This window comes from Nocardia miyunensis NBRC 108239, assembly GCF_001613065.1.
GTDB classification, from domain to species: domain Bacteria; phylum Actinomycetota; class Actinomycetes; order Mycobacteriales; family Mycobacteriaceae; genus Nocardia; species Nocardia miyunensis.
Window position 1 is genome coordinate 10,198 of sequence record NZ_BDBQ01000070.1, and the last position, 21,388, is coordinate 31,585.

The following is a 21,388-nucleotide window of genomic DNA, read 5'->3' on the forward strand; positions in this document are numbered from 1 at the left end:
ATGAGCATCGAAATCCCGCCCGGTTTGCAGTGGCTGTCATATCTGGCCGGGTCGTCGTGGCCGAAGGGGGATGAGGACGGCCTCTTCGCGCTGAGTCAGGACTGGACCGACGCCGCCGAGGCGCTCAACGCGATCCTCACGCCGCTGCACAATGCCTGCGATACCGCGTCGCAGAACTACAGCGGTAGCGGCGCGGACCAGATGAAATCCCAGTTCGACCAGTTCTTCTCGGGCGACAGTTCGATCGAGAAGATCGTCCAAGGACTCGAGCAACTCGCGGATTCGGTGTTCGACTGCGGACAGCAGACCGAGTACGCGAAGTTGCAGATCATCATCACCCTGGCGGTGATGGCCGCCGAAATCGCCTACGCGCTGGCCACATTGTGGGGAGCGTGGGCGGTCTCGATCATCGAGGCCGAGGGCGCGGGCATCATGCGCCTGATCGCCTCACGGCTGGCCACCGCGCTGGCCGCGCGCGCCTCTCGACTGGCCGCGACGCCGTTGTGGAAGCTCACCGCGATCCAGGTGCTCAAGCAAGGCGCGATCGGGCTCGGGACCGACGCGCTCGCGCAGGGCATCGAGTTGAGCGAGGGACACAGCAAGGGCTTCAACGTCAAACAGATGTTCATCACCGGTGCCGTGGGCGCGATCTCCGGTGGTGTGGCCACACCGATCGGTCACTTCGGCGGAAAGTACCTCGGGGGCTGGGTCGCCAAGAACGGCGGAATGAACTGGTGGAAGGCCGGTTTGGTCGCCGTCGGATCCGGTATCCCCGCCGGTGTCGTCGGCGCGGGCGCGGGCATCGTCGCCTACGGCGCGATGACCGGTCAATGGGAATTCGACCCCGCCGCCCTGCTCGGTGGCGTGGGCGGTGGCCTCGTCGGTGGCGTGCACGGGGTGATGGGACACTTCCAGGGCAAATTCACCGCCGGCATGGGCGGATACGACACACTCCCGGCATACAGCGCCGACGACAAGCCACCGGCATACAGCGACGGCAGTTCCTTCCTGTCCGACACCAAAACCTGGGGATCGGACAGCAAGACCGACAACCCCGCCGCCGGGAACACCGGGAACTCGTCGCCGATCAACGGTAATTCGCCACGGGCACAAGAGAACTCGTCGAACACGACCTCGCGAAACGGCAGCACGAACGGCGCCGACCGCAACGGCAGCACCATCAACGGGAGCACGAGCAACCGCGGCGACGTCAACGGGAGCACGACGAACGGCGGTACCCGCAACGGCGTCACGTCCGACCGCGGCAACGTCGCCGACACCACAACCAACGGCGGTAACCGCAACGGCTTCTCGAATGGCGACGATCCCCTCGCGAACATCGACCACAGCAGCCGCAATATCAACGGCGACAACAACACTCATCTCGCGGCGAACAGCAGGACGGACAACGGGACACAGAGCCGGACCCCCACCGGGAACGAGTCCTCGAACGAGATACCGGTCAACGGCCGATCCTCCGAGGACGCCCCGGCCGCGCAGTGGTCCCCCACCCGCGAATCCTCCGATCAGCGGATCGATGGGAATTCGGACACCACCCTCGCGGGGAACGGCAACCGGAACGGATCCTCGCAGACCAACCCGTTCGCACAGCACACCGACCGGACCGCGAACTCTCCGCAGAGCTCCCCGATACGTTCGACGAACATTTCGCGCGGCACGGATTCCCCTGTGCGACAGCCGGGCTCGTCCGATATCGAAGGTTCGTCGACGCGGCCGACCCAGACGCCCCGCGCCTACTCCTCGGTCACGAAGGTCGCGGACGGTTCCGCCAACCCGTTGCGCACCGGCACCCAGGACCAGCCCAGGCCCGCATCGACCCTGGGCAGCAAGAATCCGTTCCGCACGCCCGGCACGAAACTCACGGCGAACGGCACCGACCAGCTTCGCGCCACCCCCAGCACCGAATCCACGTCCAAGACCACGAACCGCAACCCGTTCCGCACCACGGTCGAGGACGCCCCGGACGAGTCGAACACCCGGCCCCGAACCACCACTCCCTCGGACAACCCGGATCGCAGCCGATACCACGCCACCGTCGAGGATGTCCCGGACGAGTCGGAGACGCCGCACACAACCAGCACTCGCGAAGATCCACAGGGCCGCAACCCGTTCCGAGCCACCGTCGAAGAAGTTCCCGACGAATCCGACACCCGGTTCACCACGACCGAGGACCCCCGCAACGGCAGCACTCCCTTGCGACCGGCCGAGAATCAGAGCACCCCGCTCAGGACCGACGGCGATAACCGACTGTCGCGCAATGAGGCCGGCTCCGATACCCGGTCGGGTAATACGAACCCATTCCGGTCCGGCGCCGAAAAGGGCGACAACGAGCGGAATTCCGGCGGCAGCAGCCCGCTCCGCCGCACGGATACCGAAAACCGTTCGCAGGCAATCAAATCCAACGACGATCCGTCGTCACGAATCAACGCGGACCGGCGCGATCCGGCTCGGGCCCCGACCGAGGACGCCACCGAGCGGCCGACCCCGGCGGATCGGTCCGCCGAATTCCCCGGTACCGCGCGCGAGCACCGCTCCACCAACTACGCCACCGGCGAGCGCGTCGTCAACGACTGCAGCCGACAAGTGTTGCAGCGCTTGGCTTCCGACTTCCCCGGCAACCGCAGGATCTTCCCGCCCAGAGAGCCGGTCGGCCTGCGCGGCATGGACTCGATCGAGTTCGAGGCCCGCTCCACGGGAAAACTTCAGAGCTTCCCGAGCCACGAAGCGGTCGGCGACGCACTGCGCGAACTCGGCCCCGGAGCGAAGGCGGCGGTCGTCGAAACCTACCGCGGCCCGGCCGATCAGCACGGTATCGGCGCACATGCCGTGGTGATGACCGTCAGGAACAAGAACACCTGGGTCTGGGATCCCGCCACCAACCGTGAAACCCCGCTGATCTTCCACGATCACGAGGATGTCGCCGCCGTGACCGCCGTGCTCTACACCGCCGACGGCAATCCGGCCCACGCTCCCGGCCGCGGCGACGGCGTCCGCGCCACCGGCAACGTCCGCATCGGCTCGTCCACCGCGACCGACGCACACCTCACCGAGACTTCGTCACGTGATGATCCCGCCCCACCGGACGATATTCCTGCCGCCGCAACCGATCACGAATTCGACGGCCCGCCGGGGCGCAGCTGGGACGAGGTCACCGAACTCGGCTCCCGGCCGCAGCAGCTGTCCAAGGCCGCGTTCGGCAAGAGTTCCTCGGGCACACACGATCTCGTGGTCCTCGGCGACGAGTCCGGCGCGCGGTACATCTGGTCGAGGTCGGGCGGATTGACCGATGCCGAGGGCCGACCCGCGCCGAGGTCGGCAACGTTGGACACGGTGCTGTCTGATCCGAAGATCACCGAGGTCCGGGTCCCGGGCACTTCCGATCGCTCGACGACCAGGCAACCGGAAGATCTCCGGTCGCACAACGACTTTCCCGCCGAGTCCGCGCCGCCGAAGCATGGTTCGGAGGTGTACGAGCGCCTCGTCGCCGCGCAGGAACGCGCCGAGCAACAGCAGCAGCAGGTGAAACAGACCATCGAACGCTCCGGCAGCAGCGTCGAGGACGCCCGGCGCGAGCTCGAGACGGCCGAGGCCAGCCACGACGACTCGCGTATCTCAGCCGCTCGCGCGGTCTACGAGCAGGCGGCCGAAGATCATCGCCAGACGGTCGAAACGGCTGTGGACAAACTCATGTCCGATGCCGGTGAAGCGGGCAAGGACACCTGGAAAGCGTTCCAGGACGGGCACATCAGCCAGGACGACGCCTTCCCGCTGATCCGCAGGGAGCGGGTGTCGGCCGCGAAGGCGGCAGCCGAAGCGCTGCTGGAGCACTACGACATCCAGGCCGGAAAGGACAAGTCGGGACCACTGGCGAAGCTGAGCAACGCGGAGTTGGAACAGCGAATCCTCACCGGTTCGGAGAAGGATTCCCGCGCAGCGCAGATCGAACTGTTCCGCCGGGGTACCGGCGGCGAGATCGGCGGTCCGGGCGGCAAGGTGCTGCGCTGGACGCAGCTCAGCTCCGAAATTCTGATGCGGCACGGTCCGGTCGAAATGGATACCGGCGAGGGCAAGGAATTGACCGCCATCTCGCGGGCCACACGCACCGTTCTGGAAAAGGGCATCGCCCACGTGATGACCAGCAGCGATCCGCTGGTGGTCCACATGCAGCACGAATTCGAGAGTCTGGTCGCGGGCGATCACGACCTGGGAATCGATGTGTACCACCTGGATTCGGATCAGCCGTTCCCGGAGCGGGTGGAGGGCCGCAAACTGATCGTCCTGGGCACCGCACAGGATTACGGATTCCGCGCGGTCAAAGAGGCGCAGGCGATGGTCGACAAGCTGAAGGGCAGCGGAATGTCGACCGAGGAACTGACGCAGCTGCGCGCGGAGCTGGAACAGGCGCCGTCGATGAAGGAGTACAAGCAGATTCTGGATGCCGCGGCCGAAAGCCGTGGATTGCCCGATCGTTTCGAGCCGTTCCCCGGCGGCGACCTGATCATCGATGAGATCGACGCGCAGCTGATCGATGAGCAGACCCACTATGTCCTGTCACCCGGAAAGTCCGGCCCGGCCGACGAGGCGTTCGCGAACCGCGTCCACGAGGTCTGGAACACGCTGCAGGAGGCCAAGGAACGCGGCGTGCTCGGCCCCGAGGATTTCGGCAAGGATCCGGACAAGCGCGGCATCTTCGACGCGAAGATGACCCGCTTCGCCCGCGCCAAACTGGCGATCATGCTGCGCTCCGGCCAGAACATCAGCGACGCCGACGCGGAGGAATTCGCGCATGCGGCACAGGCGGAATGGGGTCCGGAACGGAATTCGGACTACCACGTCAGCGATGATGGGAAGATCAAGATCATCTCCTCGCAGACCAACGATCAGGTCATGGACGATCCGGAGAAGCAGAGCTCGAGCCGGTGGAACGGATTCGCCAAATATCTGGAGGCGAAGAACGGCCTGCAGATCACGGCGGATTCGGAGCATTCGCTGAGCATCACCGGGAAGCAGATCTTCAGCGGCGGGCACTTCGAACACATCACCGGCATGTCGGGCACCCTGCTCACACCCACGGAAGGCAATCCCCGGGGCGTCGAGGACGTCATGCACGAGGAGTACGGGACCGGGCCGATCTCGAAGGTGGACAGGTTCTTCAAATCGCAGTTGCAGACCCCGGACGCCCGGCATTTCACCTCCGGTGAGCAGAAATTCGCGGCCATGGCGAACGACATCCTGGACACCGCGTTCGTGCGGAATTCGAAAACCGGGGAATGGGAACAGAAGGGTTCCCCGCAGCTGGCCATCGCCATGGACAACGCCGACGTCAAGCGGCTGTCCGATGCGCTCGAACACGCCGCGGCCGAGCGGGGACTCGACGTGAAGTTCGACAAACTCGATGTCGCATGGGTCGATTCGCACGGCAGTAAGGATCGAGCGAACGAGGAACTGCAGAAGATCATCGCCAACGGCGGTGAGATGGGCCGAATCATCCTCGGCAACAAGATGATGGGCCGGGGCGTGGACATCACCCCGTCCAAGACGGCCATCGCGAACGGCGGCCTGAAGGTCAAAATCAGTGGCGGCCCGGCATATTCGGAACGGGTGAACCATCAGGCCGAGACCCGCGCGGCGCGCAGCGGCGACCCGAACGGGGATTGGGCGACCGGCGGCACTCCCGGCGAGGCCGTGCACTACATCTCGCCCGAGGACTACCGCAGTGCCGCGCCCAATGTGCGCGTCAAGACGTTCATCACGCGCTACCAGGAGGCGGCGCGAGAGCACCTGGAGGCCACCGAGGCGCACCGGGACAATCGGAACGATGCCACCGAAGCGAAACTGGAAGAAACCAGGAATGCGCTGGACACGGCCGAGAAGGACCTGCGCGACCAGGCCACCCCCATGCAGAAGGCCGCGGTCGAACAGCAGCTGCTGAATTCGCGTCGCGCGGATTCGGACCCCTCGCGCGCACCCCCGCTCGAGCAGGGCACCGACTCCCAGAACCCCGTCACTCCGCCGCCCAGATCCGCCGACACCGCCACACCCACGCGCCCTGCCCCGAATACCGACGGCAGCAACGATATTCACGCGGCACCACCCCTGGAGCAACAGCCCGCCGAACACCCGGGCACCGACCGGTCCCCCGGATCGCGCCCCTTCCTGTTCCAGCCGCGGCAGAACCTGCCGACGATCGAAACCATGCTCGACAACCCGGAATTCGGGTCACTCGGCTCGGAACAGGGCAACAGCCCGTACTCGAATACCGCACACGAGTTCGGCGACGACGACCGGTCCGGCACGACGACCCCATCGCCCACCTTCCGCCCGGAGGACATCCCCGCGACGACCGGCACCGGGTCGGTCTTCGCCAGCTACCACCCCTCGAATTCGCTTGCCGCCCAACACAACAACCCTTTCCAGGAGTCCGAACAGACGCAGGCGGGCCCCTCGACACCGGCGAGGTACCAGTACGGCACCCCGACGTTCGACGGTTCGACCGCGCCGCACGAGAAGGCGCCGCCGTCCGAAACACCGGAACAGCCGCAGGCCGCGCCGCCGCGCGAGTTCCCCGCGACGATGGCCCCGTACGAACGCTCGCGATCCGGATCGTCGAGATTCGGGCTCGGGCGGCTGTTCCAAGGTTTCTCCCGCAGGGTGCCGACGGCGCTGGTCGACGGCCGGCGGACGATGGTGCACGAAGAGCCGTGGCATCCGCCCGCGACCATGCGCAATCCCTATCTGCATCTGAGCGGCGAGCCGAACAGCCGACGGCTGGGGGTCTACCCCGAACAACGCGCACAGGCCCTCTCCGGCCACACGGTGGGCCGGTTCGGCGGCTGGCTGGCGATGGACTGGCTGCTGCACGGGTCCACTCGCACCAGCGAATTCGATTACACGACACTCACATCCGGGCAGCGCCAGAATGCGATCAACGTGATCGCCGGTCTGCGTGCGCGCAGCGGGGATCGCACTCTCGACCATTGGATTCGCTGGGCGGAACTGAGCCTGGGCGGCAATGCCCGGCACGAAATGCGCGAATCGGTCCGGCTGACGGATTTGGCGAGCGATACGCGGGTGTGGATGCTGAACTCCGAGGGGTCCAGCGCGCTCGCGGTGCAGCGCATCGGCGATACCGACGACTTCCGGGTCTACGATCCCGACACCGGCCGGTCCGGGGAATCGCACATCTCGGTGCTGGAAGCACTGATGCGCCGCCACGGCATCAGCGATCTGGTGATCGCCGAACCCGGACCCCGGGCCGGGGTGCCCGCCGAGATCGCGCCGGCCGCGGCCGTGGCGGCCGCGCGTGAAGAGCTGCCGACCTACGGACAAGACGCCCGACCGCCCGAATACCCGCAGGTGCCCGAATACACCACCCCGGAGGATCCGGCCGCGGTGTGGGGCGGGGTCAACTGCGCGGTCGTGGCGCTGGAACAGCTGTCCACGTTCACCGGACGCCCGCGTCCGCAGGTGCCCGAATCACTCGCCGGTGTCACGGGCATGCCCGCGGATGCGTTGTCGCACAACGCCGGTGCGCCGCTGCGGCAGTTCCAGGATCACGCCGACATCGCGACGCGACTGCGGGGGCTCGGCCCGGGTGCGGTGGCCCTGGTGGTGGACGACTACCGGGACTACGCCAACGCCCATGGCGTCGGTGCGCACGCGTATCTGTTGCGCGTCAACGATGACGGCAGCGTCGCGGTCCACGATGCGTCCGATCCCGATACCCGGTCGTTCCCGCCGAACGTGCCGCGGGAGCTGGCGGGTACGCACGCGGTGCTCTACTCCGCCGACGGCATCCCGATGACCATGGATCCCGCGATGGCGGATCAGCTGTCGGCGACGACCATGATCGGTGCGCGGTCCTCGGACGACTCGGAACCGACCGACCCACCGGCCGGCTCGAATCTGAGCAGAACGGTCTGGAATTTCGGCAGGCGTTTCAAAGGCGCCGAGGACCTCGTTCAGGTCGCGGCGGTTCCGGAGAACACGATCAAGTGGCTCCGCCAACAGGTCATCCACTTCGTGGAGACCGAGTCCGCCAAACAACCGGTCGCCACCGCGAGCAGTACGAAACCGGCTGCCATCGAAGGCACCGAACGACCGGCCGATGCCACGAGCAGCACGAAACCAGCGGACACCGAAGGCCCCGACGCCAGCAAGAAGGCAGTGACTCCGGCAGAGGTCGGGAAACCGGCGAAGGGTAAGAAGCCGGCCTACACCGGTCCCGATGCCAGGCGGCAAAGAGCACTCACCAACGCATTGAAGGGCCCCCAGGCCCCGAAAGACCCGTTCCACGCCGCCGTCAAACAGAAACTGACCTCACGGCTGACCACGGCCGATACGTACCGACTGTTCAGCAGATCCGGTATGCCGCTGGCCGCGGAATACAACGGCAACCCTTTCCCGGTATTCCTGCGCCTGCGATTGGAGCCGCGTGAGCACTCGCGGCCCAACGACGGGCCGGCGGTCAGCATCCAGCGCTGGACCTACGGAAACGTCGACAAGGGTAGTTCCGCGAGCGAGCAGAACCAGCGATCGTTCAGTGCCCTGTACACCCACCTGTTCGAGGTGAACAAAGGCAAACTGGTCAACTGGGGTCTGGCCCCACAGTTCAATTTCATGCACAATCGGCTGGCCTCGGCCATGGCCGTGATCGGATCGGTGCAATCGGTCATCAAGAAGCGCAGCACCGACTCCGACGCGGTGCCGCACGACTTCGATATGCACTGGGAGATGCGGTACAACCCCGAGGGCCTCGCCGGTGTGCTGTCACCGGATATCCGCGATCATGAAGACGACTGGGTGAAAATCGATCACGAGGCCGCCCCCGACCTCCTGACCGCCTGGTTCCCCAACCATCTGCACGACAACACGATAAAAATTCCGGAGGCGGGAAAGGACGACAAGTACACTCCGATTCCGTTCCATCGCGCCGCCGATTATTCGGAGTCCGACGACAATCCGAACCCGTACATCTCCGTCGATCAGATGCCCTTCTACGGTCCGCTCGATTTCCCGGCGCACGACGAATTGTTCGCCGATGTGATGAAAGGATTCCCCGACCAGATAAAGCGGATCTCGAAGGCGTCGGCGATCCAGCTGCGGACATTCTTCGGCGATAATCTGCGCGGCAATATCCCGATGATGCACGGCGGCTCGGTGCAATCACCGACGATGTATACCGAATCCGGTACACCGCTCGGCTACTTCAATGTGGAGATCGTCGATTTCCACGGCGGGGACACCCTCACCGGCCCGGTCACCGCGGAAGGCCAGTCCCGGCTCGAATACAACGTGGTGCGCGGCCTGCGCACACAGGGGCGAGCCGCGATCTCCAACCGGCTCGGCGCGGCGATGTCGTTCTCCCTGGGCCTGGCGCAGGGCAAATCCGACAAGGCGACCGGCTATGCGACCCGCGGCGGCAATATAACCCTCTTCAAGGGCGGTGTCACGCACCAGAACAGCCATGCGCTGACCTACGGTGGCCGCGGCTACGTATCCCGCGCGCTGCGCATAGTTTCACGTCTGCTGCACACCACACCCGATATGGAAATCCGGGTCACATTCGTCCGCCCCGACGGGGCCCCTATTCTGCCGAAGCCGGGCACACCCCTGAACAACCCCGGAAAAGCGACATCCACGAAAGACACCGTCCCGGTGGAAGACGGCACGAAAACGGCCACAGACGACACCAAACCAGCCGGGGACGACACCAAACCAGCCGGGAACGACACCAAACCAGCCGGGAACGACACCAAACCAGCCGGGAACGACACCAAACCAGCCGGGGACGACACCAAACCAGCCGGGAACGACACCAAACCAGCCGGGGATGACACGGAAGCGGTCAAGGACACAACCGACAACACCACGTCGACCACTCGCACGGGTAAGCGGTACCCGATCAACATGCTGGTGCCGTCGAAATCGGCCCTCGGCCGCAAACCTCAGGCCGGTGAACAACGCTTCCTCCCGCTACACCTGCTGCATCTGCAGAATCTCGACCTGCTGACCACCCCACTCCAGGTCGAAATACCCGGCAATATCACCGACGGTATCGAGAAGTTCGTCTCCGATATGGATTTCCTCCCCTCGGCGAGTAAGGCGAACGACATCCTCGACCTGAGTTCCACCGCGGAGGAACGCCTGGAGAACGCCCGCACGCTCTCGCATATGAAAGCCCGGCTGACCAAGCTCGCGGCCTTCGACGAAATGCTCCAGCTCGGTTTCCGCACCGAATTCAACGGCACCACCGCCGCGGGTCTGGATCCCGCGCGCATCACCGTCACCATCAAGGCCGTCCGGGAATACAACACCCCGGACGGCAAATACGACCCGAAGGCCGATTCGAACGAGGGCGTCACCCACGACTGGCGGACACCCATCCTCCAGACGATGAACTACAGCGGCATCATCCTGTCCTCCGGTGAGGAAACCGAAAGTACCCCGCTCGCGATGGACGCCGGCACCGGCGCGTCGTTCACCAATCCACTCAACATCATCGGCACCCAGCGGCTGGCGAGCGTGAGCGCCTCCTACGACTTCAACTACGGCGAGTCCAAGGGCGACGGCGCCGCCCAGTACCACGCCGAGGAGAACTACACCTTCAGCCCGAAGAATTCCGCGGAGGACGACTACAAAGGCGATGCGGGCCTCGAGATCTTCGGCGTGCCCACCCGGTTCGTCGCGGAGATCTCCTACAGCCACGGCCACGGCCCGGCGCCGATCGAGGGCAAGGGCAAGGTCAGCCTGGCCGTCCCGCAATACCTGACCAGCGCGACACCGAACACCGCACTGCTGGTCCCAGCGAAAATCCGCTCGGATCACGGCCCCAAGGACCCACTTCCCGCCGATATCACCAAGGGACTCGACGCGGCCAAGAAACAATCCATCGAGAACGGCGTCGGCCGGATCCCGCTGACCGCCGTCGTCGCCGACCACCCGGTCAGCGAGATCATCCACGAGGCGACGACCGGTCTCATCGACGCCATCGAACTCGAGGCGGCGGCCGAGGGGCGCGACCTCGACACCAGCACACTGAAGATCCCCGGCAAATTCCCCGAGGATCGCGGTCCGATACTCCCGATCGCCGAACCACGCGCGCCGCGGACCGCGGATTCGTCCTCCTGGTGGAGCACCCATCGCGCGGGCTTCCACTCCTGGGTGCCGGACCTGAGCGGATGGCGACCGAACCTCGGTCCGTGGTTCGGCAAGCAGGACAACCAGCCGGAATCGATCGATCTCCCCGAACGCGGCACCACCGCAACCTCCCAGCAGGCTCTTCCCGACACGACCATCACCATCCCGAAGAAGGCCGTCACCACCGGAACCGACGCCGAGGAGGCCCCGAAGCCGCTGCAAGAACTCGAGCCGCTCCCGAAGGCCGCCGAACCGGGCGAGCAGAAACCGAAGATCCCCGGTGCCTGGCCCGACGAGACCGCGAAGGGCGACGACACCGGAACGACAACCCCCGAGGACGACGAGACCTGGGGTCACTGGGCATGGAGCAAGGCCACGGGCGTCGGAAAGTGGGTCTGGCGCACCGCATTCGGCGACCCCGCCACCGACCCCGCGTCCCAGGCCAGCTCGGTTCTGCACGCCTCGCTGTCCCCGCAGCACATGCTCATGTACGCGCCACTGATCTTCCGTGACTCGTACAAGTTCGAGGCCGAAATCCCCGGCAAGGTGACGGGCACCGATTACAGCGTCGACATCCGCGGCTTCTTCGACAACATCAGGGCGGTGAAACCGAGTGCGGTCGACACCGAACACTGGATGGAGGCCAACAACGCCAGGACCCGGAACCTGGGCGTGAACCGCGGCCACCAGGGAGCGCTCATCGTCGGCGGAACCTACGGCCGGGAATCCGATCACAGCCTCCGGCCCAGCGGCGGCTGGCGGGGCGGCAACTCCACCAACACCCATGTCACCAAGGGTGACGCCACCGACAGCATGCGCGTCACCTCCGACTACGGCGGCAAGGTGTACCGGTTCGCCGCGGACGGCCACTACGTGGTCACCGTCAAGGCGGGCTTTCGCAACTTCGCCCTGTCCGTCTTCGGGCTCGGCAAACCGTACGGCACCCGCAGCCGGATCATCGACGCCCCCGACCGGCTCGAGTTCTTCCTGACCGACAACGACCTGCACGATCATCCCGAATACAAGACTCTGTTCGAGAAGACGGCCAAAGAGCAGGGTTGGAAGGTCGACATCATCCCGGAGGGCCAGGAGAACCAGCCGATCGCCGAGATCCAGGAGGACGGCACCGAGAAGAAGGTCGACAATTATGTACCGATCGAGCCCCGCCTGCTGTCGGACGCCTACGTCGGAAAGCGCCGCGACGATCCCGAGACTGCCAAGGCCCTGCCCGCGTTCGGCGGCGCGACCGAGGTCATCTTCGACGACGGTCGCGGCTCGCTCGAGAACTCCGCCACGGCTCTGCTGGAGAAGATCTCCCCCGGCGCGACCATCGTCGGCCACAGCAACTACCACCCCGGCGTCGCGCCGCTGATCAACGAGCACACCACCAGCTACGGCGTGCGCAACCTCGCCAATGCCGGATCCGAGGGCAAACACTCGTTCCATTTCGTCGACCGGTCCCTCGGCGTCCCGCGCATGGTCGGCGTCACGTTCACCCAACGTCCCCGACCGGACAAGGACATGCCGGACGGCCAGACCCTGGCCACCATCGAGGGCAAGATGGTCCCCCGGACCGCCGCCCTGGACAACGTGCACCGGCACATCCGCGCCGACGGCAACGCCCTGGAGGAGCCCGGTGCGACCAGCGTCGGCAGCAGCCACAGTCAGAGCAACCAGCTCAGCGTCACCCTCGGCGGGCAGAGCAATCAGCAGCGTCCCGGGGCGACGCTCGCGGTCCAGCGCACGGGCACGCACAGCGAGGTACAGAACTCGACCCGCGACCTGAGCGCCTGGCAGCGCAGCTCCGCCCGTCAGTACGAGTTCAAGATCCCCACCGAATGGACCGTCACGGTCGACTGGCGGACGATGGACGAGACGCTGTCGGGGTATCTGTTCGACAAGTTCGGCGATTTGCTCGTCGGGACCGGCCACGTCCTGACCGCGGGCGGCAACGCGATCGCGAACGGGTGGACGCGCATGACGACCGGCGAGTGGCGGGGCGTCGTGACGGGGCTGGATCCCGACGAGATTCCGACCCCGAGTCAGTCCAGATCCGACACCGTCACGGCCACCACCTTCATGCGCGTGCACGAGGCCGACACGAAGCCTATCCCGAAGTCTGGCCAGGCCCCCGCGGCCGAGGTCGCGCGCACCGAGCCACAGGTATTCGGCTTCGATCCGACCAAGAGCAAGCTCGAACCCGCCAAAGCCATCGGGACTCCCGAGACCGCCGATCTCGAGGCGGCCGTCGCCGTCGAACCGGCCGAAAAGGTGCCCGACGACGTACGCGAGCTGCTGTCCGTGCCCTCCTGGAAACCCAAGCTGGCATTCGACATTCGCGAATTCGACGCGTCACAGCAGTTCGCCGAGGCGCTGTTGCGGGTCGATCCGTCGCTGCGCACCAACGACAGCACCCGGGTCGCCGAGGGTATGTACAACCGCCTGGTCACGCTGGTCGCGAAGGGCGATTTCGTCGAGTTGGGACCGCAGTCCACCGGCCCGTTCCTGAACGTCGAGCAGACTGGCGCCATGCCTGCCCCGCAGCAGCATGCGAAGGGTGTCAAGATCGGCGACACCGTCGTCAAGATGAGCCTGTATTCGCCGCGCGAGGAGGACGGCAACGACCAGATCGCCTTCGACACCTTCGAATTCTCCGTCGACAACATGGGCTCCTCGTCGAGCAGAAACACCAACACCGCACTGAGTTTCAGCTACCTCGGGGCCAAGCAGGCCAACGACCGCGGTGGGCCCACCATCCCGCTCGGCGGCGACGTCTCGGGTAAGGGCGGCACCGTCGCGATCGGCAGCGTGTTGCGAAATCTGTTCCGCACCAACGTGAAGGACGGAAAACCGGAAGGCCAGCGGCTGCGTTCGGTGGCCGTGGTCGAGGTCGTCGGGCCCAAGGGGACGCTCTGGGTCACCGGTGATCTCATCCTGCGTTCCAACGAGAAGCCGCCGGACAGTGCGAACCTTCCGAAAGCCATTGCACCCAAGGATGATTCGTCTCCCGTCGTACCGCCGAAGGGGAGCAAGCCGAAGGGCGACGAGACCGATACGGCGAAGAAGGCCGCAGACGAGAAGAGGGCGGCAGAGGAGAAAGCCGCGGCGGAAAAGAAGGCGGCAGAGGAGAAAGCCGCAGCGGAAAAGAAAGCCGCAGAGGAGAAAGCCGCAGCGGAAAAGAAAGCCGCAGAGGAGAAAGCCGCAGCGGAAAAGAAAGCCGCAGAGGACAAGGCCGCGGCGGAGAAAAAGGCCAAGGAAGAAGCCGAGGCGAAGGCCGAGGAGGACGCCGGGGCGAAGAAGGCCGCACCCAAGAAGAAGCACAGGCCCAAGAAGAAGCAGCCGACGAGCGATACCGAGGACGACGACACCGAGACCAAGGACCCCGACAAGAGCAAAGAAGACGGCGAGGCCGAGGCGGCAGCGAAGAAACTCGAAGCCGAGAAAGCTGCGGCTGAGAAACTCGCGGCTGAGAAACTCGCAGCCGAGAAAGCCGAAGCCGAGAAACTCGCAGCCGAGAAGGCCGCAGCCGAGAAGCTCGCGACCGACACCAAGACCGGACCGGATACGAAGTCTTCGAACGCGACCACCTCGAATACCAAGAAGTTCGATCCGAGCGGTGCCGAGAAACTCGATCCCGAGGCGCTCGAGGCGCAGACCGCGGAGGCCGACAAGCTCGCTGCCGAATTGAAGGCGGCCAAGGCCGGGACCGAGGCGGAGGCGAGTGCCGAGGCGTCCAAGCCGAAGACCAAGTCCAAGGGTTTCATCTCGACCCTGTTCGGCGGCAGCAGTACGTCGCCGAAGGTCGGACGCAAGGCGGGCCCCCGATCGCGCGTCGTGGACGGGATCGCGGCCCCACAGGGATTCGTGTGGGAATCGATGCCGCCGGACGGCGACTGCTTCTTCCACGCCCTCGAACGCATCATGTACAGCACTCCGTACGACTCGGCGGCCGAACTCGACCGCCGGATCCGCGACCTGCGCCTCATGACCGCCGCCGAACTGGTCGGGCCCAGGATGCGCGAATACCTGCTGGACTTCACGACCATCAGGAACGCGGACCAGAACCTGGGCAGACAACTCACCGCCGCCGAGGAGCAGAACCCGATCTCGGCCGCGGACCAGATTGCCCACTTCGCGGAATACATCCGTCAGGTCAGACAGCTGACACAGCGCGGCGTCTGGCGAACCGACGTCTTCCACGTCGTCCCCCAGGCCGCCGCGGCCGCACTCGCCCGCCTCAGCGAAAACAGCCGCAACGTGCGCGTATACGGCCAGGACATGCGGCGGGGACAGACCTTCGGCCCGAATGCCGCGGCACCGGCCGATGCCGCGACCCTGGTCGCCTTCAACCACTACCACCTCGCCGTACCGACCGGCGATCACACTCCGACGCTCACCCTGCCGACCAGGCCCTGGGACGATTTCGCCAGCCTGCTCACCTTCGAATTCGATGAATACAACCCGCAGGACGACACCCAGACCGCACCCGGTCCGGGCCGGATCACGATATTCGGCGACGCCGAGGCCGCCCGCTACCTCTGGTTCCCGTCGGCCGGTTCCAAACCCGGCGAAATGCTCGACGCCCACAGCCAACACGTGGATCTCACCTTCGACGAGGCGCTCGCCGACCCCGCCGTCACCGTCGTGCGCACACCCGCCGCGACAGCGGAAACCACCGGGCCGGACCTGAAGCAGACCGACCCGGAGCTCGCCGCCGCCATCGACGAATCCGTGGCCGAGTTCCACGCGGCCGCCGCCAAGGCCAAGGTCGAGGCCGAGGAGAAGGACCCCGACCTCGCCGCCGCCATCGCCCTGTCGCTGGAGGGGCTCGAAAAGCCCGGTACCGTCGGCCAGAGCACCCAGTCCGCGGCCGAAGTAGCCGCCGCCGCAACCGAATTCGAGGAAGAAGGCAGCACCGAGCCGACGGAGAAGGCCGTCTTCGACAGCGGGCTCGACAAGGGGCTGTACGACGCGGACGGCAAACTCATCCTCCCGCCCGCGTCTCCCACCGGCACGATCATTCACGATTCCTCGGCCGAGGACAGCAAAGCTGTCCGGTCCGGCGGCGAATCAACCAGCGACACAACACAATCGGTGGCGAAGAAGCTCGACCCGGACATCCCCTTCGGTCTGCTTCCCCCCTCGCTCGAACCGGCTTCGACGACGACACCGCTGGCGAAGGCCGTCGAACACCACGACGACTCTTCGGACGAGGCGTCCCTCACGCCCAAGACCACGTACTTCGAACAGCTCGACTCGGACGAAGAACTCGACCCTCTCGACACCGGGCTGGGCGATCATTCCTTCACCCCGCACCCGCCCGAATCCGCGACGCAGACCGATATCCGACCGATACCGCAGCTCGACGAGTCGCACCCGGCAATCACCTCGGACGACAAGCCGCTCGAGGCCACCGAACTGGTCGAGGAAACGATCACCGGCACAGAGACCATCGAAGTCGGCAAACCCGCTGTCTCGCAGGAGAAGACAGACCTTGCCCACGACGACGCCTCGGAAGACGAACTCCTCCAGCCGAAGACGAGCACACCACCGGCATCGGAAGGCAGCGAATCCGCTCGGCCGCAGCGTAAGCCCGCCCCGCCGACGGAAGTGAAGCCCGACTCGGCCGCCGACTCGTCGAAGCGACAGCACGAGGAGAAGGCCACCGAGAAGGACGCCCCCCGCGGGACCCCGCCACTGGAACAGCAGCGCGACGACCAGCGATCGGGCATCCCGCTCTCGGCGGCAGATATCGCGAAACCGCAGGGCAACACCACGGCTCGCCGGACCGGAGTCGACGAGTCCACCCGGGATGAACCGATTCGCGAAGTGTCGGAAGAGGATTCGACGGTCGACGTGTCGAATCAGCAGCACGACGAAGAGCACAGCGGCACGATTCCCCCGAGGATCCGCATCATGCGGTCCACTGAGACGATGCGGTACGCACCCCTGCGCGAAGGGGCGCAAGAGGATCCGGACCAGGGACCCCGAACCACCGCGCACGAAACGGCATTCGAACCGACCACACCCCAGCTCCGTTCGAGCGCTCTGCCACGCGAGGGCGCCGTGGTCCCGGAGGAACCGGCCCGACAGCCGGTCGACCGGACGGGCCTGGAAAGGATGGACGAACTCGAGGAGCAGGAGTCCGAATACGAGGACGACGACACGACACCGCAGGCATCCCTGCTGAACACCGAGGGCGTGATCCCTCAGGCCACACCGATCACCAGTCCGACCGTCCGACCGACGGCCCGCCCGCTCAGGCTCGCCGATATCCGGGGCGCACTCCGCATCCACGACGACGAGGACGGATCGGTCCACAGCACCGAGTCCGCGGACCTGCCGCCGCACCCCGAAACACTCGAATCGATAACCGCCACAGACCTTCTGGATACCACACCGCTCGAGACCCGGCCCGAGGACGAAACCCGGCCCGCCCAACCATCGCAGCAGCCGGGCACCACCAGGACGAGGCGAAACATACGCTGGTGGGACGACGATTCCGAAAGCCCGGTCACGCAACAACTTTCCCGCCGCCCGGTCAGCCGCACGACGTTCCGGAACCCCAGCACGGGGCAGCGCGTATTCCCGTTGGTTCCGCCCAGGACGTTCGAGGATTCGGAAACGATGTCCTTCCCCTCGCTGTCCGGCGAAGGGTCACAGGGCCTCGATCCGCGCCTGAATTTCACGACCACGAGCCGTCGTCCGCTACGATCCCTCGAAGATATTGCACCGCAAGAGACTTCCGGTCTCACCGGCTCCGAGGAGATCACACCGCTCGACAGCGTCACCTCTCCCGAGGACGTCGCCGAGAAGGTCGATCCGGCCCAGGAGATCACGCCGACCGAAGACGCCGCACTGCCGAAGGACGTCACGCCGACCGAGAACCCTACCTCTTCCGAAGAGGTGAGCTCATCGGCAGCCCAGGACATCGAGCCGCCCAAGGTCATCGAAGAATCCACCGAGGATGCCCCGGCACTTCCGAGAACGCAGCGCCGCACGATCCCCCTGTCCGACGGCAGCGCCCCGACACGCACGGGCGACCCGACCACACCCGCCCGGAGATCGCGTAATCCCTGGAACCGGCTGCGGCGCTGGGCTTCCCGAATAAGCGCCACATCCGATCGCACGACCGACGCCGCGACGACCCATCCGACCACAGACGCCCCGCGCCGCCACTTCCGCGACCTGTTCCGCCGTCCCCTGGACCGACTGCGCCGCGATACGACGACGCCCACCCAGGTCCGGATCCCGAGAATCGCCCGCGGCGACGGCACCACCGCCCACGCGGCGGTCACGAACCGTCCGGTCACGACCCTGCCGGATTCGCAGAGTGCGGACTGCGTCGTGCAGTCCCTCACCGCCCTGCACAATGCCCCGGGCGGCAACAGAATCCGCGTACCGCAGGGCTCCACCTCGCTGCCCGGTCGCACGCGACGGGACCTCGAGTGGGGCGCGCGCGGGAGACTGCGCGGATACCCCGACGAGAGCACGATCGTCCGGAACCTCCAGATTCACGGCCCCGGTGCACGGGCACTCGTCGTCGCCGTGCACGCCACCCCGAATGCGAACGGCATCGGCGCACATGCCTATCTGATGTACAACGACCGCGGCCTGGTCCGCGTCCACGACAGCGCCGACCCCACACACACGCTGCCCGGACAACGCAGCCCGGCCGCCGTGCACGCCATCCTGTACAGGCCCGACGGCAATACGGTTCGACCGCTGCTCCCACGCGACGCGACGGTCCCCCGATTCCCGTCCGATGTCCGCATCGGCGCACCCCGGGACCGCGTGGGCACCGTAACTCCGCACGGCGACACGACATCCCACCGAGAGGCCGGTCCGGACCTCGACGGCAGCACACATCCGGGCGACTCCGCGCCGGGCTCCTCCCGCAGAACCGGATTGCAACGCCTCCAGGGGTTCATGTCCCGTCTCCGCAGCCGGGAGACGGCTGCGTCGACCACCATGGCATCGACATCCCGTGCGGCACAGGACAATCGAACACGGCCGTCAGCGAGCACGCCATTCCGCCACCTGCGCACGCTCTTCCGTCGCCCCGTGCATCAGCCGAGCGGCGGCACAACGGCTCTCACCGCACCTCGCCCCTCGGGGACCCTCCGAGCGGATCTGCTGCGCGAATGGGCGGAATTGCCACGTGATCAGCAGGGTGCGGTGCTGGCTCACATCGCCGCCCCCGAAGCGGTCAACCGGTTCCTCAGCGGGCCCGAGGAGATGGCCGAGACCATCGAGGAGATGGCTCACGACCATCGGGCGGTGAACAAGCTGCGGTCGGCCGACGGGGATCTGCCCGATTTCAACCAGCTCCGGCGAATATTCGACGAGTTGCGCAGCGCGGAGTCCAAGGGCCCGCTGTCCGGTGAGGATGCCGAACAGTTCCAGATCCTGAACGAAGCCTTCTCCCACCCCTACGTGTCCGCATCGGACAGGTGGGCGATGATGGTGGCGAATCACGACACCATCGACGAGACGGGTGCCCGTTTCCCGCATCTCGGTCGCCAATTCGATATCGACGCCCTTCGGGAGCAGAGCCGGAAACTGAGCGCACTGGCCGACAAGCCGCTGCCGATCACCGAGCCGGTGCGCCTCGTGCAGCAACTCGAAGACATCGACTTCCTTGCTCTGCCATGGGATTCGGAAGCCTACGGCGACGTCGTCGGCAGCACGGTCACACAGGGCGCTTACATCGTCGCGTCACCGGCGGATTCGGTGCCGCGGGGAGCGGCCGAGCACCGGTTGACGTTGACTGTGCACCCCGGGGCACGTGGCCTGGTGTTCGGTGACGCCGCGCACCCGCAGGTCCTGCTGAAGCCCGACACACCACTGCACATCACCGGCGTGCGGCGGCACCGTGACGGATATCGGATCGAAGCCGCAATAGGCCCCCGCGCAACCATTTCCGCGTACGGGCGGGCCGTTCACGCGGCGAGTGACACCGACGACGAGAGCCACTTCGAGGACGGGGCGCGCGTATTCGACACCCGCAGCGCCGATTCCTCGATCCACGAACCCGAGCGATCCGAACCTCTGTCCGGCACAACGGGACTCACCACTGTCACAAGAGGAAGGCCGACCGCCGGAATATCTCCCGACCGCGATCCCGAGAATCAGGGCCGCGTGGGCGCAGACGGCGTGCGCGTGTTCGACACCGACGCGGCCGGCGCCAGTTTCGGTTTCCACCGACTCCGCACCTGGCATGAACTCGAGAATCCGGTGCGCACAGCCGTTCAGGCTTACGGGGAGAATTCGGTCGTCAACGAGTTCCTGCGACGGCTTCCGGAAACAGGACTCGATGAACTCGCCGGACGGATTCAGCGCAACGCCGAGATCTACGACTTGGTCACCTCGGGGTCCGGCATCGTTCGCGACTTCGCCACACTCCGCGCCCGACGGGACACACTGCAGGGCAGGGCAACCCGGACCGAACGCGAGAACAATGAACTGCAGGCTCTCGTCGACCTCCTGAACAGCGAAAACCCATTCCGCAGTTGGGAGACCATCACCGCCGACAGCGGCATCTATCACGACGCCAGATGGCAATATCTCCATCGTTTCGGCGCGGAGTTCGGGCCCGACATCATCGGTGAGCACATCGAAAGGCTTGATCAGGCCACCGACAGGCCACTGCCATCGACCGAGCCGTTCCGCGTCCTGCGCACACTCGAACACCTCGACTTCATGACGGCCCAGGACGGCCGGCCGCTGAATGGACGAGACGTCGACCTGATACTCGGTGTCCCGCAACAAGAACCGGGCTACCTGGCGGCCTCCGTCACCGCCAAACCGATCCGGGTGTCACGTTACGACAGCAACTTCGTCCTCCAACTCGAAGTGCCGCCTGGGACGCACGGACTCTACGTCGGCGATGACGGCGGCCTCAAACAGAACGAACTCCTGTTCCCCCGCAACACGCGTTACCGGATCACCGAAATCGAGCGCCCCGCCCGCGGCCTGCCCATTCTGCACGCCGAGCTGCTGCCGCCGCCGGAACCGGGCGACTCGTCCGATCTCGGGCCGAACCCGGGACCGTTCACGGACAATCCGGACCGTAATCCATCCTGGGACCCGAAGGGTAAGGGCCGCAGCGATACTCGCGACTTCAACGACCCCGGTCCCACCGGTGAGGAACGCGCGGAAGAGTCCGAGTCGGGCCCGCAGACCCGTCCGACCCAATCCGACACCGACGCAACGGATTCGACCCCCG

Annotated in this window: 1 protein-coding gene (cut by a window edge); it reads left to right on the forward strand. The window is 66.0% G+C overall.

Annotated features, from left to right (window positions below):
• A protein-coding gene (locus tag NM2_RS29365) for a toxin glutamine deamidase domain-containing protein (RefSeq protein WP_067675336.1) crosses the window boundary here: on the forward strand, positions 1 to 21,388 show its 5' portion. Its footprint extends 10,070 nt past the window's final position; the window shows 21,388 of its 31,458 coding nt (coding positions 1-21,388); its start codon is at positions 1 to 3; its stop codon lies beyond the right edge, outside the window.